The sequence below is a fragment of the Streptococcus oralis subsp. dentisani genome (assembly GCF_003944205.1).
In the GTDB taxonomy this organism is placed as follows: domain Bacteria; phylum Bacillota; class Bacilli; order Lactobacillales; family Streptococcaceae; genus Streptococcus; species Streptococcus oralis_BH.
Genome location: NZ_RJPH01000010.1, coordinates 1 through 15,451 on the forward strand (window position 1 = coordinate 1; position 15,451 = coordinate 15,451).

Here is a 15,451-nt window from a genome sequence, read left to right on the forward strand (position 1 = left end):
CAGTATAAATTATCGGAATGATTATTTTTAACCAATTTACCTATATCCTTTTTGAAAGCTTTTGAAGGCTCTAACAAATCATCTCTATGTTTAATATGCACTGAATAGTTTTCAATTTCCACTAATAAAACTGAATCTGTTTTTGGGACATCATCACTTCGAATAGCAAGATCGCAAGGTGGTGATAGTACTATAAAATTTTTATTAGCTAAATCTTGTGTTTCTTGTACTACAGTACCAGTTTTTATTCCTTCAAGATAGATGTAGGGGTTGATAAACATTTCAATTGTTTCATATTGTTCAGATTCATAATCTAAGAGTTCATATAAATGAGAAATAGTGTATCTTAGTACTAATTGTTCCATGCTCCTATCTGTTAGACTATCCTTTATTCTTTTCCAGTAATTACTATCCTTATAAAAATTATCCCAAAACAATTTTTGCAAGTTAGCATCAATAATACCTCGTTTTCCAATGACTTTGAATAAACCAACTTCAGAAGCCATCTCTTCTAATATTTCGTGATTTTTACAATTGGACTTTGTGAAAATTTTTATGAGATCGCCATCATCTGTATCTGGAGTGCCTGACAGTATGGCACATGGAATTTTATAATCCTTTTTTATTTTATCTATTACAATGTTACCAGAATCTCCTCCATGTAATTTGATATCAATAAGAACGAAATCGAAATCATACTTATCTAAAAATAGCAATGCATCAGAAGATGAACTAACAACTTGCATCTGAAATTTATTGCCTTTTTCTGTCTTCTCATTAATAGTTACAATTGAATCTTCCATTGTTTCAATCATATCTAAATCATCTTCAACATATAAAAATTTAAAAATAGTACACATTTTATATATCTTCCTTTTATATATCTTCCTTGCTATACGATAATCTAAAGTGAGCTCCGCCTTGATGCTCTAAAGCGCTTAATTTAAATTTATTTCTTTCTGCCGCTTCACCGGAAATAGCTAACCCCAATCCTGAACCTTCGTTTTTAGTTGTAAATTCAGGATCAAAAATCAAGTCATGTTGAATTAATTCTCTTGGAATACCTATGCCAGTGTCAGTATAATCAATAACGATTTCGGCTTCGTTTTCTACGATTGAAATATTAATTATTTTAGAATCTTTACAATCCTTCATCCAATATAGACTGTTATCAATTAAATTAGCAAATATCGTTGTAATATCTTGAGACCAACCATAAAAATCAATATTATTGTTAGGAGAAATCTGAACTACTATGTTTTGTTTTTTCAACTCGTTCTCAAAAATCTTAAGTGTATCCTGGATAGTTTCTGTCAAGGAGAATACTTTAGCTTTATTCCTTTTTCGTGTTGCTAATGGATTTAATTTATTAAACAATTCTGATAGAGCGTATGAATTTCGACTCACTCCGTCTGATATTTTTTTAAGTCTTTCTCTTAAAGTGTCATCCCTCTGTAGTAGAAATTTATCAATCGTATCGTTTAAATTCGGTATTTGATTTTCAAAATAATGCAATGGTCTTCTTCCTTCATGCATAACAACATCTATTATTTTTCCTAAAGTAGCCTGCCCCTGATAGACAGCTATAGCATTACTCAATTCATCTGCAAGTTTCTGTTTTTTATCTTCTTCTTTTAAAATAAGTTGATTAACTTTTTCAATAGAAGAGTTTTCTAGCCCAAAATCCTGAAGAACTTTATTCAAATTCTTTGAAAGTAGCGTATAATCCGATAATAAATTAAGTTTATTGTTTACTGAGCTCTGTTTACTAAAGGATTCTGTCTTTCTTCGATAAATAAACCGTCTTTGCTCTAATAGAGAGAGAACTTCTTGAGTTGTTGATATCAAACCATAATAACTATTCGTTTTTTTCAATCCGTCTCGTGCACTTTGTTCATGTAAACCTGAGATTTCTTCTGACTCAATTTGAACATATCCTATTGTTTGGTTACTACCAATTCTAAAGCTAGGATTTTGTACTCTTCTCTTATTTAGTTCAAGCCAATCATTTTCTGGATCTCCCAGTGGTCTTATTCGGAAACCATTTCTATAGACACCAATACCATTAAAATCATTAAGTAATTGTCTAGTCTGAAGATTTGTTAAGTATTTCCCAGTTTTTTCATCTTTTAAACCACGACCTATTAAACTATCAATGGCTGTTTTATCTCGATCATAAACCCTGATATCTAATTTAATTATTCCGCATTTTGTAGGGGATAGTGATTCTATAATTGTTTCGATTTCTGAACTTTTTCTTTGATTTTCGTAATATAAAATTGCTTCTCCAGTTTCCTTAACTTCTCCATGAATTCTATAATCGTATATTTCTAAAAAAGGAAAAGGTGAGACTACAAGTTCAATATCCTCATCAAAATTTTGAGTCTTGATGAAAATATTAAAGCTGTCATCCTCATTTATAACTTGATATGGAGGTATTAATTTTTTTAATTCGAAAATTAGTTTTTCTATATCTTCACGAGACCAATCTTTTTCATCCTCCTCGCCTTCTGTATTTTTATCAAGTTTATGAGATGTAACCAAAATTGTACCGGACCTTTTACTGGATTCAGAAGTTTCAATTACAATATCAATTTCATCCAAATAATCATATTTATCAAACTCAGACCAGTCAACATATACTTCCGTAGACTCACCTTGACTAGTTATTGTAGAAAGTAACAAGTCATCTCCAAGAATATTTGCAGCATATCGTCCAATTCCTTTTCTTCCCTGCATTATTCTACCATTTCGACTAATTCTATTATTTAATTTGTTTGCCGTTGACGGGACTAACCATTTAGTTTGTATGTCTTCAAGAGACATACCTATACCATTATCTTCTACGGTAACTGTGATACTATCATCTACTTTGCGATTTATGTTAACAGTGACCTCAGTAGCATCAGCATCATAAGAATTTTTTACCAATTCCATTATTGCTGCAAACTTATCTTGAATTAAATCCTCACCTATAGTAAAAAGGTGTCGACTAGATGGACGAATCTTTCCTGTAATTGTTTGCATCATCTTATTCTCCACGTTCTAAGTATTTTCTTTAATTTTATCATAAAACCTACCAAAAAACACGGCTCATCACCGTGCTTCTGTGTTTATTTAACAAGTTTCTTCATCTCATCAATACGTGCGACGGTCGCGTCGTACTTGGCTTGGTAGTCGGCTTGTTTGTCGCGTTCTTTTTGGACGACTTCTGGTTTGGCATTGGCTACGAAGCGTTCGTTAGAGAGTTTCTTGCCGACCATGTCCAGTTCTTTTTGCCATTTAGCCAGTTCCTTGTCGAGACGAGCTAGTTCTTCTTCGACATTGAGGAGGTCTGCCAGCGGCAGGTAAATTTCTGCTCCTGTGATGACGCTTGACATAGCAAGTTCAGGTGCAGGGATGGTTGATGCGATTTCCAAGTGCTCTGGATTTGTGAAGCGTTTGATGTAGTTGACATTGCTGTTAAAGAAGGCTTCCAAGTCGCTATCGCTAGTCTTAACAAGAACCGTGATAGGCTTGCTTGGTGCTACGTTTACTTCAGCACGCGCATTCCGAACGGCACGGATCAAGTCTTTGAGGCTCTCTACACCAGTGTGGGCAGCAAGGTCTTCAAAGGCTGGATTAACAGTTGGGTATTCTGCTGTAACGATAGAGCCTTCTGAGATTTGTCCAAAGATTTCTTCTGTCACAAATGGCATGATTGGGTGAAGGAGACGAAGGATCTTGTCTAAAGTGTATAGGAGAACAGAACGTGTGATGACTTTCTCTTCTTCGTTATCGCTATAAAGGACTTCCTTGGTCAACTCAACATACCAGTCCGCAAACTCATCCCAGATGAAGTTGTAGAGGATGTGACCAGCCACACCAAATTCAAACTTATCAAAGTTCTCAGTTACCTTGCCGATCGTTTCATTGAGGTTGTGGAGAATCCAGCGGTCTGTGACATTTCCAGCTTCCTTGTTGACCACTTTTTCCACATTGGCAGTAGCTTGCTCAAGGGTCAAGCCTTCATTGTTCATGAGGATGTAGCGAGAGATGTTCCAGATCTTGTTAATGAAGTTCCATGAAGCATCCATTTTCTCGTAAGAGAAGCGCACGTCTTGACCTGGCGCAGAACCGTTTGAAAGGAACCAGCGAAGGGCATCGGCACCGTATTTCTCGATAACATCCATTGGGTCAATTCCGTTACCGAGAGATTTAGACATCTTGCGTCCTTGCTCGTCACGGATGAGACCGTGGATCAGCACGTTTTGGAATGGCTGACGACCAGTGAATTCCAAGGATTGGAAGATCATACGAGACACCCAGAAGAAGATGATGTCGTAACCTGTTACCAAGGTTGAAGTTGGGAAGTAACGTTTGAAGTCTGCTGAGTCGACCTCAGGCCAGCCCATGGTTGAGAATGGCCAAAGGGCAGAGCTGAACCAAGTGTCCAAAACGTCTTCGTCCTGAGTCCATCCGTCGCCTTCTGGAGCTTCTTCGCCGACATATATTTCACCCTCAGCATTGTACCAAGCAGGGATTTGGTGACCCCACCAGAGCTGACGTGAGATAACCCAGTCGTGAACATTTTCCATCCATTGGAGGAAGGTATCGTTGAAACGAGGTGGGTAGAATTCTACCTTGTCGTCTGTGTCTTGGTTGGCGATGGCATTTTTCGCCAATTGGTCCATCTTAACGAACCATTGCGTAGACAAGCGTGGTTCAACCACGACACCTGTACGCTCTGAGTGACCAACACTGTGAACACGTTTTTCTATTTTAACGAGGGCACCGATTTCTTCCAACTTAGCAACGACTGCCTTACGAGCTTCAAAACGATCCATGCCTGCAAATTCAAAGGCCAAGTCATTCATGGTTCCGTCATCGTTCATGACGTTGACTTGTGGCAAGTTATGGCGTTGACCAACCAAGAAGTCGTTTGGATCGTGGGCAGGTGTGATTTTCACGACACCAGTACCAAACTCAGGATCTGCATGCTCATCCGCAACGATTGGGATGAGTTTATTAGCGATTGGAAGGATGACATGTTTGCCAATCAAGTCCTTGTAGCGTGGGTCTTCTGGATTGACCGCAACGGCAACGTCCCCAAACATAGTCTCAGGACGAGTTGTCGCAACTTCAAGGGCGCGTGAGCCATCTTCTAGCATGTAGTTCATGTGGTAGAAGGCACCTTCCACATCCTTGTGGATCACCTCAATATCCGAAAGGGCTGTGCGAGCTGCTGGGTCCCAGTTGATGATAAACTCACCACGGTAGATCCACCCTTTCTTGTAAAGCTCCACAAAGACCTTGCGGACGGCTTTTGACAAACCTTCGTCAAGAGTAAAACGCTCACGAGAGTAGTCTACAGAAAGCCCCATCTTGCCCCATTGTTCCTTGATGGTCGTCGCATATTCGTCTTTCCATTCCCAGACTTTCTCGAGGAATTTCTCACGACCGAGGTCGTAACGAGTAATGCCCTCACCACGTAAGCGCTCCTCAACCTTAGCCTGAGTGGCAATACCGGCGTGGTCCATCCCTGGCAGCCAAAGGGTATCAAAACCTTGCATGCGTTTTTGACGGATGATGATATCTTGCAAGGTCGTATCCCAAGCGTGACCAAGGTGAAGTTTACCAGTTACGTTTGGTGGTGGAATAACGATTGAATAAGGTTTAGCCTTTTGATCGCCTGAAGGCTTGAAAACATCTGCATCAAGCCATTTTTGATAACGACCAGCCTCAACCTCGGCTGGATTGTATTTAGGTGAAAGTTCTTTCATTTTAGTTCTCCTTATTTTCAATTTTCTTTAAAGTACCAATATATTTTTCTTCTTCACCACTACCTTTTAAAATAATAGTTATAATTGCACCTGCTATTGGTGACATCACCAAAAGATTCAAAATAATAAGCTTCAATATGCTTATGCTAGTAGGAATTATCCAATACAACATAAACCCTGAGCTAATACTCATTGCCGAAGTTAACAAACCAAAATATACTAATTCATATCTTGTCCATTCTTTAATTTTTTTAGTGAATTCTTTGAAGTGGAAGGTACCTAATATCATTAAAATAGATATACAGAACAGTTCAACTTGAACCCACAGCACTTCAAATTTAATCAGAATTAATAAAGAATTGGATATAGGTTCGACAACAAGTAAAAAGTATATAAAGCTATTAATAATGTCAAATCTTATCTCATACTTAGACCTCTCCCAGTCGTACTTCCAAAGCAAACGAACATAATCGGCTAACTCTTCTACCTGTTCAGTATTAGATATATCAATTTTTTCAATCAACCTCCATATATGACCGTCATGCAAATAAAAAGAGTCTTTGTCTTCAGCAGTTAAATTCTTTCCATATGGATTAATTCGTGATTTTAAGCGTTGAATAGCTTCTGAACGTTTACCTACTTTACCCAAGTCATCTAAAATAGCTTGGATATCTTTTCTCCACTCTGAACGTTCTTTAGTTATAAAATCAAGTTTATTCTTTTTGCTACTATTTATGAACGTTAAAAGTGCACTTAGTACAGCTCCTATACCTGCTCCACTAATTAGAGTAATAATCTGGCTTATTTCCAATCTTCTCACCTCTCTTTCAAAATTCTTCAATACATCCCATCTGTTCGAAATTCTCAAACAGTTCAACTACCAATTTCTAATTCCCACTCACTCTTCAGCAAGCCATATATCAGACTGTTGCAGCGATCGCCTTGGACATCTTTGCGATCCCTTATGCAAGCTTCAAGAGTGAATCCAAGCTTCTCCGCGACTCGTTGACTTTGGACATTATAGCCAAAACAAGTCAATTCAATCTTGTGAAGACCCAAATCTTTAAAGGCTAAGTCAATCAAGATACGCGCTGCTTCTGGCACATAGCCCCGACCCCAATAGTCTGGGTGCAAGGTATAGCCAAGCTCTAGCACATCATCTGCATGACGGTGGTTAAAGTCAACAGAGCCAATGACTTTATCGGTCCCTTTGACCACAATGCCGTAACCAGCTGGGAGATTTTCCTTTTGATTGCGTTCAGGAAGGATATGCTCGAGGTAATAAATCTCATCGTCCAAGGTCTTGACGGGTGGAAAGCCTGCTGGATAGGCGACTTCTAGCAGACTAGCATAGGCATGGATATCCTCGGCATCAGCTACTGTACGGACGCGCAAGATCAGCCGTTCGGTCTCTATTCGTTCTGGTAATTCTGCTCTTGTCATCTTCCTCCCTCGCTTTCCATAAAAAAATGCCCCTGCCATCTACATGACAGGGACGAATGTGTTTATCCGCGGTACCACCCAATTTCGGGCAGTTGCCCGCAACTCTCGTCTTTAAAACAAAAAGACAATATTATTTCATTTTTCATCCATTAGCAACCAGTTTCGACACATTTGTGGACTTCTCAGCTCCGCCACTTTCTGTAAAATGTGGGACTCAAAACACCTCTAATGGCTTTATTTTAACAAGTTTTTGACGGAAATGCAAGGGGCAAGAAAGATTACTTGAACTTGATGCCGTTTTCTTTTAATTTCTTGATGGTAGCTGGACCGATTCCTTTTAAGGCAAGGAGTTCTTTTTCTGTCCAATTTTTGAAATCAGCAGCAGACTTGATTCCTTCATCGTAGAAAGTCTTGGCACGGTCGACTGAAAGTCCACCTAGGTTGGCTGCGAATTCTTCTACAGAGCTTGTAACTTTTTGAGCTTGCTCTTTAGTTGCTTCTACTGCTTGTTCCACTTTTTTAGAGACAACTTTCCCTGCTTCGCTAGCAGATTTTTCTGCATGTTTCACAACTTTTTTTGTTTCTTCGACAACCTTGGTCACCGTACTTGAAAATGCACCTGAACGACGAAGGCTGTTTCGTAATTGTTTTTTCCGTTGGAGTTTCTTTGACATGATAAAATCCTTTCAATAAAAAATCCCTGTTCTGACAAGGATTTAATAAAGATATTCTATCAAGATTTTGGGAAAAAATCAAGAAAGGAAACGAGATTGCTCCTAAAAATCTAACCGTTTTTTCTTTCAATCTAATTTGACAATGATTCAACTTCTTGATAAAACATGCAGTAATGTGCAAGACTAATTCACGTAAAAAGCTGATAAGGAGAAGAATATGAATAATGAAAGTTACTTTGATGGTGGTCTTTTGAGCTACGTTGGATATGCTATCCTAGCCATGCTTATCATAGTTTTTACTATTGGAATCGCTACGCCTTGGGCAGTTTGTATGATGCAAAACTGGAAAGTCAAGCACACTGTCATCGATGGGCGTCGCCTCTATTTTGACGGAACAGGTTCTCAATTATTCGGGAACTGGATCAAGTGGTTCTTGCTCACCATCATCACTTTGGGCATCTATTCATTCTGGTTGCATATCAAAATGGAACAATGGATCACCAAACACACACATCACGTATAAACAGAAAAAGTGCGTTCATACGCACTTTTTGATTTGCAACGATTAATAGTTTCTCTCGCCAAACAATCCTTCTGGCAAATCATGAAATCCCTTGCCCGCCTTGAAATTTTCAAACTTTCCAAGCAAGAACTGATAAGCATCCAAGCGACTTTCGTAGCGAATCATGGCATCTTTGGCACGCTCGTCTTGGTCTTCTTCGTAAACTTTTTGACTTTCCTTGTGCGCCATGTCGTTAATCATAATCTGGGTATTGACCCAGGCTTCAAATTCCTTCATAAATTCCTGTTCGTAACTCATTGATTCTCCTTATTCTAATCCACGGAAATAGTCCGTATCAATATCTCGGTAGGGCTGGATATCCTGAACATACTCCAACACGCCTTGGAATTCCCCGTTCTCATCGTGTACGGCGGCATAGGTGATGTGGACAAACTTGCCTCGCGACTCCGACTTGAACCACATTTCATACTTGTCCTTGACTCCTTCACGAAGACCGTTCATAACGGCCTTTACCTTGTCTAGGTACTTAGGCGGGTGGCAGAGTTCTACATTGCGCCCAACTTGGGACGGCGTCCGTTTGAAAATCATCTCATCAGCAGGCGCATTGTCATTGTAATACTGGAAAATATCATCTTTATTGACAAAGGTAATCTCCATAGGGAGGTGATTGAGGATGAGGTTGGCCTGCTCGACAGAGAGATAGCCATTGCCAAATACCTGTTGACTATGGCGATCCAGCACTGCTTCCTTTTCCTTAGGAGTAAAGGTAATAGTAAACTGGCCTTCTGGTGTATCGATAACTTGCTGAACTTGGCCTTCAGCCGTGTCTAGTTGTACTGGCTCCTCTGCACTCTTTTCCTCAACGAAACTCTGACGTTCTGGCACCCATTTTTCAGACGGACGGATGATGGCATAGCCATAAGCATCACTCTCCTCCGCAATCTGAATCCAGTCATCCTGAGTGAAGGACTCAAGAAGAATCATGAGAAGGATGGACTCTTCCTTGAAAATCATACTTTCAAACTCTGTCGCAAAAGCTTCGAAAGCTTCCTTTACACTACTAATCGACACTTCTGGTAGTTCCTTAGCTGTCGCTAGAACTGTCTGAAAGAGTTCTCTGATCTGATCATCCACTCCCCACATAACTTTTGGAGGTGAGTCGTGTCCATAGCGCTCCATGATGGGAAAGAAGAGTTCTTCCTTGCGCTGATAGTGGAGGTCAAATTGCCCCAAAAGCCCCATTTGACGGACCAAGCCCTTGCGCATCTCTGCCAGCATTTCCTCATCTTCCATAGACTCATAGGTATCTAACAGTCTCCGAATGCGAATCAAGGCAGCACGGAGAGCCAGATTTTCATCTTTGAAGACGCGAACTGGGTGGCCAGGGTGTTCGGTATCCTCCACTTCGACACCCTTAACAGCGTTTTTAAAAAGATTGGCATGGACATCACATAACTCCATGACATCTTCAAAGGTGACACCTGAGTCTGAGTTCATTAGCTCGTGCTCCATGAGGGAAATTTCAATAGCTGAGACACCTGTAAAGGTCGCATCAAAACGCTCCTGAACTGACTCAGGAGATGCGCCATTGTGCAATTCTAACAAAATATCCCGTAGGATATGAATCCGTTCATCTGCCATTAGTCTAATCCAATCACTTCATAGCCGTTCGCTTCTAGCGTGCGGACAATCTTGTCCATAGGAGTTCCTTCAAGCTTAGAACCCTGTTTGAGCGATACTTTGCGACCGACTGTATTGCGCATCAAGGGATTAGCAAGTGGTTTAAAACCAAGCTCCACTAGGATTTCCAAGACTTCTGGATGCTTGTCTACCACTTCCGCAACGGGAATTGACACATCGATGATATTGTCCATGACGACCTCCATGTATGTTCTAAAATGATTTTACTGCTTATATTATACCATAAGGACGATTAGCATACACCAAAAAAGAGGGGCACCCCCTCTTTCTTAGTTTTTATCCAGATTGCGTAGCATCTCGTCAATCTTGTTTCCATATTCGATGGATTCATCTTTGACGAAGGTTAAATCCGGGATTTTGTACAATTTCAAATTGCGACCAAGTTCACGTTTGATCGTACCAGTTGCTTTTTCAAGCCCGATTTGAGCTTTTTGATTATCCGAAGCAAGGTTACTCAAAATGGTGTAGTAAACCTTGGCAACAGACAAGTCACCTAGCATCTGAACATCTGTAATGGTCACACCTTGGACACGCGGATCACGGACTTTTTTTTGCAAAATCTCATTGACTTCACGCTTGATTTCCATGCCCACACGATCCGTACGGAAATGATTTGCCATGATATTCCTTTCTCTACTTTGAACCAAAAGCTAGGTCAGCAGACCTAGCTATTTTTATTAGATAGAGGAACTAGAGCCATTTGAATCTAGGAAACAAGCCTTAGATAGAACTAAGGGTTCATCAAGGCGCTGTTGACGACGAGTCAAATCGGCTATCGTTTCTCTATTATCGTTTGATTTCTTCCATGATATATGCCTCAATCACATCATCCATCTTGATATCATTATATCCGTCGATCATCAATCCACCCTCACGACCGTTCGTAACTTCTTTCACGTCGTCTTTGTAGTGTTTCAAGCTTGCGAGTTCACCGTCATAGATAACGACACCGTCACGGATGACACGGACTTTAGAATCACGAGTAACTTTACCACTCATAACCATGAATCCACCGATGGTTCCCACTTTAGATACCTTGAAGGTTTCACGAATAACCGCTTCACCAATAACTTTTTCTTCGAATTCAGGATCCAACATCCCTTTCATGGCTTCTTCCATCTCTTCGATAACCTTGTAGATAATGCTGTGGAGACGGATTTCTACATCGTCAGCTTCTGCTTGTTGACGCGCTTGTGGTGTAGGGCGTACGTTGAAACCAACGATAAAGGCATTTGAAGCTTCCGCAAGTGTTACGTCAGATTCATTGATAGCACCGACCGCTGAGTGAACGATGGTAACTTTTACACCTTCTACATCGATCTTTTGAAGTGAGGCAGAAAGGGCTTCAACAGAACCTTGTACGTCGGCCTTGATGATAACGTTAACTGACTTAAGCTCACCAGCTTTAAGCGTATCAAAGAGGTTTTCAAGGCTGACACGTTGGGTAGCCTGACGTTGCTTCATGAGGGCACGCTTCGCACGCTCTTCACCTGCTGCACGCGCAGATTTTTCATCTTCGTAAACAGCAAAATGGTCACCAGCCATTGGCGCTTCGTTTAGACCTGTGATAGAAACCGGCGTTGATGGGCCTGCGACCTTGACACGACGACCAAGGTCATTGGTCATAGCACGGACACGACCGAAGGTATTTCCGACAACGATTGGGTCTTGGACATTCAAGGTACCTTGTTGCACAAGAAGGGTTGCGACCGCACCTTTTCCTTTATCCAAGCGAGCCTCGATAACGGTACCGATCGCACGCACTGTTGGGTCTGCCTTGAGTTCTTGGATTTCAGCCACAAGAAGGACTGTTTCCAAGAGTTCATCGATGTTTTGGTTGAATTTGGCTGAGATTTCAACAAATTCAGAATCTCCACCCCAGGCAGTTGACATAACACCGTGTTCAGCCAATTCACCGATAACACGTTCGGGATTGGCACCTGGTTTATCAATCTTGTTGATGGCTACGATGATTGGAACGTTCGCCGCTTTTGAGTGGTTGATGGCTTCGATAGTCTGAGGCATAACCCCGTCGTCGGCCGCTACAACCAAGATGGTAATATCGGTAACAGATGCACCACGCGCACGCATAGATGTAAAGGCCGCGTGTCCTGGTGTATCAAGGAAGGTAATCTTCTTGCCATTTTCAACGATTTGGTAGGCACCGATATGCTGCGTGATACCACCTGCTTCACCTGTCGCAACACGAGAGTTACGAAGGGTATCCAAGAGGGTGGTTTTACCATGGTCAACGTGTCCCATGATGGTTACAACTGGTGGACGCTCAACCAATTCATCTTCGTTAAGATAGCCATCTTCGACAAAGAAACGTTCGATGTCGGCATTATCCACTTCAACCTTTTGTTTGGCTTCGATACCGTAATCCACCATGAGGAGTTCGATGGTTTCTCCATCCAAGGATTGGTTTTGTGTGGCCATCACACCCATCATAAAGAGTTTCTTAACGATTTCTGCTGGTTCACGTTTGATACGTTTTGCGATTTCCGCAACAGTCATACCATCTGTATATTCAAATTCGCTTGGCAATTCGTGGAACTTACGTTCTGTAACAGGTTTTGGTGCCTGATTGCGATTATTTTGCTTGTTGCCTTTTTTATTCTTTTTGTTGTTATTCCAGTTACTATTTCTTTGATTTCTCACTTGATTCTGACTACTTCGATTCTTTTGTTGTTTTCTAGGACCATCTTCTTCGTGATCATAATCATCACGTTCTTTGTCTGGTCGAGCTTGTTTTTTACGACGTGTATCCACTGGCGCTTCTTTCGCTACAGGAGCTACTGTTACGGCTGGCTGCGTTTGTTCAGCTAGCTTAGCAGCTTCTTCAAAGATTTCCTCTGGTTCCTTGCGTTTATTAGCTTGAGCCAAGGCTTCTTTGGCAGCTTGCGATTGTTTGAAGCGCTCCTCGCTTGAGCGAGCGTATTCTGCATTTTGCTCTGCTTTTAGAGCTGCTGCACGGGCTTTAAAGTCAACACGTGGTCCAGCTGGTTTTGGCTGGAAGTCTTGCTGCTGACGGCGATCATTGCCACGATTCCCTTGACCTTGTGGTTTTTTCCCTTGGTCGTTAAATCGGCGATTGTCGCGGTTTCCTTGACCAGGTTTGCCACCATTACGGCCGTCATTTTTCTGACGGTTGCCGTTTTGTTGTTGGTCACGGTTGTTGTCCTTGTTTTGTTTGCTTCGCTCTGCCTGCTCTTTGGCACGCGCCTCACGCTCCGCCTTGAAGTTTCGACTTTGTGGTCTTGCGGCCACTACTTTTTCTTCCTTAGGAGCTACAGGTGCAGCTGGTTTACTTTCTTCCTTAGCGGCTACTGGTTTAGCTGATGCAGGCTTTTCCGCTTTCTTTTCTACACTTGCTTTTGGTGTCGCAGGTTTTTCTTCTGCTTTCGGAGCAGCAGGTTTAAAGCTAGCTGCGATTTGCTCAGCAGCAGTAGCTTCCACGCTCGATGAGTGGCTTTTCACATCCAAGCCCAACTCTTTTGCACGCGCTACAACTTCTTTACTTTCTTTTCCAAGTTCTTTTGCGATTTCGTACAATCTTTTCTTAGACAAATCATGTCCTCCTCTTCTATTCCATAAGAGACCTCATTTTCTTTGTAAATCCAGCATCTGTCACAGCCAAAACCTTTCTCGATTTTCCGACTGCTATGCTTAATTCCAGTGTTGAAAACACGGTTATAACTTCTACTTGATAATAGTCACTTTTATCTTGAATCTTCTTGGTTAGATTGGGACCAGCATCATGGGCTAGAAAGACTAGCTTGGCTTTCTGGTCTCGGATGGCCTTGACTACCAATTCCTCACCCGATATGATCCTACCTGCTCGTTGAGCCAGTCCCAAGAGATTGCTTATTTTTTGCTTATTCAAGTCCTAACTCTCTTCTTTTTACTTTGTGATCCACATAAGCGATCAACTCGTCATAAAAGCTTTCTTCCACTTCCATGTTAAAGCTACGGTTAAAGACTTTCTTCTTTTTCGCCTCTAGGGCTTCTGCATTGTCTAGCTTGATATAAGCGCCGCGGCCATTGGCCTTGCCTGTCGGATCGATAAAGACCTGTCCTTCTTTGTTCTTGACAATGCGGAGCAAATCACGCTTATCAATCACTTCGTTAGATACAACAGACTTGCGCAAAGGGATTTTTCTTGTTTTCATCTTTCCCTCCCCTAACAGCTTTTATTCTTCGATTAATTCATCCACAGCTGCGTAATCCACTTGACCTGCTTCTTCCATAGCTTCAAACTCACTTGCAGACTTGATATCGATACGGTAACCCGTCAAGTGAGCTGCCAAGCGAACGTTTTGTCCACGACGACCGATAGCAAGAGAAAGCTTGTTATCAGGTACAACGACCAAGGCACGTTTGCTATCATTTTCATCAAAGATAACTTGGTCAACCTCTGCAGGTGCGATGGCATTGTAGATAAACTCAGCTGGATCCGCTACCCACTCAATAACGTCAATGTTTTCTTCTACAGGAATCATGCGGTCGCTCTTGGCATCGTAGCGAGCTGGGTGGAATTTGCTGGTGATCTTCTTGATGTTAGCACCACCACGTCCAACGATTGTACCGATAGCGTCCACGTTTGGATTGTGGCTACGAACGGCAACCTTGGTACGGTCACCAGCTTCGCGGGCTACGCTCATGATTTCGACAGTTCCATCGTAAACTTCTGGAATTTCTTGTTCCATCAAGCGTTTGATCATTTCTGGATGGCTACGGCTAACAAAGACGTTGACACCACGAGGGTTGTCTTCAACCTTGTAAACGTAGACTTCGATACGATCGTGGGAAGCAAAGACTTCTCCAGGGATTTGGTCTTGTTTTGACAATTGGGCTTCAATGCTGCCAAGGTTGACGTAAATAAAACGGTTGTCAAATCGTTCTACTGTACCAGACATGATTTCTTGTTCATGTTCTTTGTAAGTATTGTAAGTGATGGCACGTGTTTGCTTGCGCATTTTTTCCATAATGGTTTGTTTGGCAGATTGGGCTGCTACACGACCAAACTCAGCTGGTGCTTCTTCAAACTTGATTTTGTCACCAAGCTCATAGGCTGAATTAATGGCAAGAGCATCTTTCAAGCTAATTTCCAAACGACTATCAAATACTTCATCAACAACTTCACGGACAGTATAAACTGTAAAGTCACCTGTTTTTTCATTGAAGTCGATGGCTACGCTATCAGATTGACCATAGCGTCTGCGATAAGCGGAACGAAGCGACTCTACAACTGCGTCGATGATGTCTTCTTTTTTGATTCCCTTGTCTTCTTCCAAAATGCGGAAGGCCTCTAGCATTTCTTTACTCATGTTTTCTTCACTTTTGAA

At 41.4% G+C, this 15,451-nt stretch carries 15 protein-coding genes; 1 reads left to right on the forward strand and 14 read right to left on the reverse strand.

From position 1 onward, the window contains the following. The 6 genes from D8805_RS07370 to D8805_RS07395 form a co-directional block, all read right to left on the reverse strand. On the reverse strand, positions 1 to 860 hold an 860-nt coding region (locus D8805_RS07370; RefSeq protein ID WP_125416524.1), incomplete at its 3' end, for a response regulator. 16 nt (positions 861 to 876) lie between these two features. Further along, positions 877 to 3,030, reverse strand: a complete 2,154-nt coding sequence (locus D8805_RS07375) for a sensor histidine kinase (protein WP_125416526.1) — start codon at positions 3,028 to 3,030, stop codon at positions 877 to 879. A gap of 83 nt (positions 3,031 to 3,113) precedes the next feature. After that, complete coding sequence (locus tag D8805_RS07380; protein ID WP_125416528.1) at positions 3,114 to 5,762, reverse strand: valine--tRNA ligase; 2,649 nt, start codon at positions 5,760 to 5,762, stop codon at positions 3,114 to 3,116. A 1-nt stretch (position 5,763) separates the two neighbouring features. Next, positions 5,764 to 6,603, reverse strand: a complete 840-nt coding sequence (locus tag D8805_RS07385; RefSeq protein ID WP_125416530.1) for a hypothetical protein — start codon at positions 6,601 to 6,603, stop codon at positions 5,764 to 5,766. 32 nt (positions 6,604 to 6,635) lie between these two features. Continuing rightward, positions 6,636 to 7,205, reverse strand: a complete 570-nt coding sequence (locus D8805_RS07390) for a GNAT family N-acetyltransferase (protein ID WP_125416532.1) — start codon at positions 7,203 to 7,205, stop codon at positions 6,636 to 6,638. Between the two features lie 278 nt (positions 7,206 to 7,483). Further along, a complete protein-coding gene (locus tag D8805_RS07395; RefSeq protein ID WP_007519286.1) occupies positions 7,484 to 7,879 on the reverse strand; it encodes a helix-hairpin-helix domain-containing protein in 396 nt (131 codons plus the stop codon). 217 nt (positions 7,880 to 8,096) lie between these two features. Here D8805_RS07395 and D8805_RS07400 point away from each other — a divergent pair, with 217 nt between their 5' ends. After that, entirely contained in the window at positions 8,097 to 8,402 is a 306-nt protein-coding gene (locus D8805_RS07400; RefSeq protein WP_084852247.1) for a DUF898 family protein, read from the forward strand. Between the two features lie 42 nt (positions 8,403 to 8,444). Here D8805_RS07400 and D8805_RS07405 read toward each other — a convergent pair whose 3' ends face one another. The 8 genes from D8805_RS07405 to nusA all read right to left on the reverse strand — a co-directional run bounded on the left by D8805_RS07405 (position 8,445) and on the right by nusA (position 15,433). Further along, positions 8,445 to 8,699, reverse strand: coding sequence for a DUF1912 family protein (locus D8805_RS07405; protein WP_000119707.1), 255 nt, complete (start codon positions 8,697 to 8,699; stop codon positions 8,445 to 8,447). A gap of 9 nt (positions 8,700 to 8,708) precedes the next feature. Then, a complete protein-coding gene (locus tag D8805_RS07410) occupies positions 8,709 to 10,043 on the reverse strand; it encodes a DUF438 domain-containing protein (RefSeq protein WP_125416534.1) in 1,335 nt (444 codons plus the stop codon). Continuing rightward, the gene (locus tag D8805_RS07415; RefSeq protein WP_000368739.1) at positions 10,043 to 10,276 is read right to left on the reverse strand and encodes a DUF1858 domain-containing protein; all 234 of its coding nucleotides are present in this window, start codon (positions 10,274 to 10,276) and stop codon (positions 10,043 to 10,045) included. Before D8805_RS07415 ends, D8805_RS07410 begins: the two co-directional genes overlap by 1 nt. A gap of 96 nt (positions 10,277 to 10,372) precedes the next feature. Continuing rightward, positions 10,373 to 10,723 carry a 30S ribosome-binding factor RbfA gene (gene rbfA, locus D8805_RS07420; protein ID WP_001273601.1) on the reverse strand — a complete coding sequence of 117 codons (351 nt, stop codon included), beginning with the start codon at positions 10,721 to 10,723 and terminating at the stop codon, positions 10,373 to 10,375. A 166-nt stretch (positions 10,724 to 10,889) separates the two neighbouring features. Then, positions 10,890 to 13,673 (reverse strand): translation initiation factor IF-2, encoded by a 2,784-nt coding sequence (gene infB, locus D8805_RS07425; RefSeq protein ID WP_125416536.1) that lies wholly within the window; start codon positions 13,671 to 13,673, stop codon positions 10,890 to 10,892. A 16-nt stretch (positions 13,674 to 13,689) separates the two neighbouring features. Next, positions 13,690 to 13,989 (reverse strand): YlxQ-related RNA-binding protein, encoded by a 300-nt coding sequence (locus D8805_RS07430; RefSeq protein WP_125416538.1) that lies wholly within the window; start codon positions 13,987 to 13,989, stop codon positions 13,690 to 13,692. Further along, a complete protein-coding gene (gene rnpM / locus D8805_RS07435) occupies positions 13,982 to 14,275 on the reverse strand; it encodes an RNase P modulator RnpM (RefSeq protein ID WP_000857560.1) in 294 nt (97 codons plus the stop codon). Before rnpM ends, D8805_RS07430 begins: the two co-directional genes overlap by 8 nt. 21 nt (positions 14,276 to 14,296) lie before the next feature. Beyond that, positions 14,297 to 15,433, reverse strand: coding sequence for a transcription termination factor NusA (gene nusA / locus D8805_RS07440; protein ID WP_125416540.1), 1,137 nt, complete (start codon positions 15,431 to 15,433; stop codon positions 14,297 to 14,299). Positions 15,434 to 15,451 lie beyond the last annotated feature (18 nt).

Excerpts from the sequence above, each read along its gene's own strand:
- D8805_RS07390 (WP_125416532.1), bottom strand. The coding sequence starts at position 7,205 with ATGACAAGAGCAGAATTACCAGAACGAATAGAGACCGAACGGCTGATC.
- nusA (WP_125416540.1), bottom strand. The coding sequence starts at position 15,433 with ATGAGTAAAGAAATGCTAGAGGCCTTCCGCATTTTGGAAGAAGACAAG.
- D8805_RS07405 (WP_000119707.1), bottom strand. The coding sequence starts at position 8,699 with ATGAGTTACGAACAGGAATTTATGAAGGAATTTGAAGCCTGGGTCAAT.
- D8805_RS07415 (WP_000368739.1), bottom strand. The coding sequence starts at position 10,276 with ATGGACAATATCATCGATGTGTCAATTCCCGTTGCGGAAGTGGTAGAC.
- D8805_RS07410 (WP_125416534.1), bottom strand. The coding sequence starts at position 10,043 with ATGGCAGATGAACGGATTCATATCCTACGGGATATTTTGTTAGAATTG.
- rbfA (WP_001273601.1), bottom strand. The coding sequence starts at position 10,723 with ATGGCAAATCATTTCCGTACGGATCGTGTGGGCATGGAAATCAAGCGT.
- D8805_RS07375 (WP_125416526.1), bottom strand. The coding sequence starts at position 3,030 with ATGATGCAAACAATTACAGGAAAGATTCGTCCATCTAGTCGACACCTT.
- D8805_RS07400 (WP_084852247.1), top strand. The coding sequence starts at position 8,097 with ATGAATAATGAAAGTTACTTTGATGGTGGTCTTTTGAGCTACGTTGGA.
- rnpM (WP_000857560.1), bottom strand. The coding sequence starts at position 14,275 with ATGAAAACAAGAAAAATCCCTTTGCGCAAGTCTGTTGTATCTAACGAA.
- D8805_RS07395 (WP_007519286.1), bottom strand. The coding sequence starts at position 7,879 with ATGTCAAAGAAACTCCAACGGAAAAAACAATTACGAAACAGCCTTCGT.
- D8805_RS07380 (WP_125416528.1), bottom strand. The coding sequence starts at position 5,762 with ATGAAAGAACTTTCACCTAAATACAATCCAGCCGAGGTTGAGGCTGGT.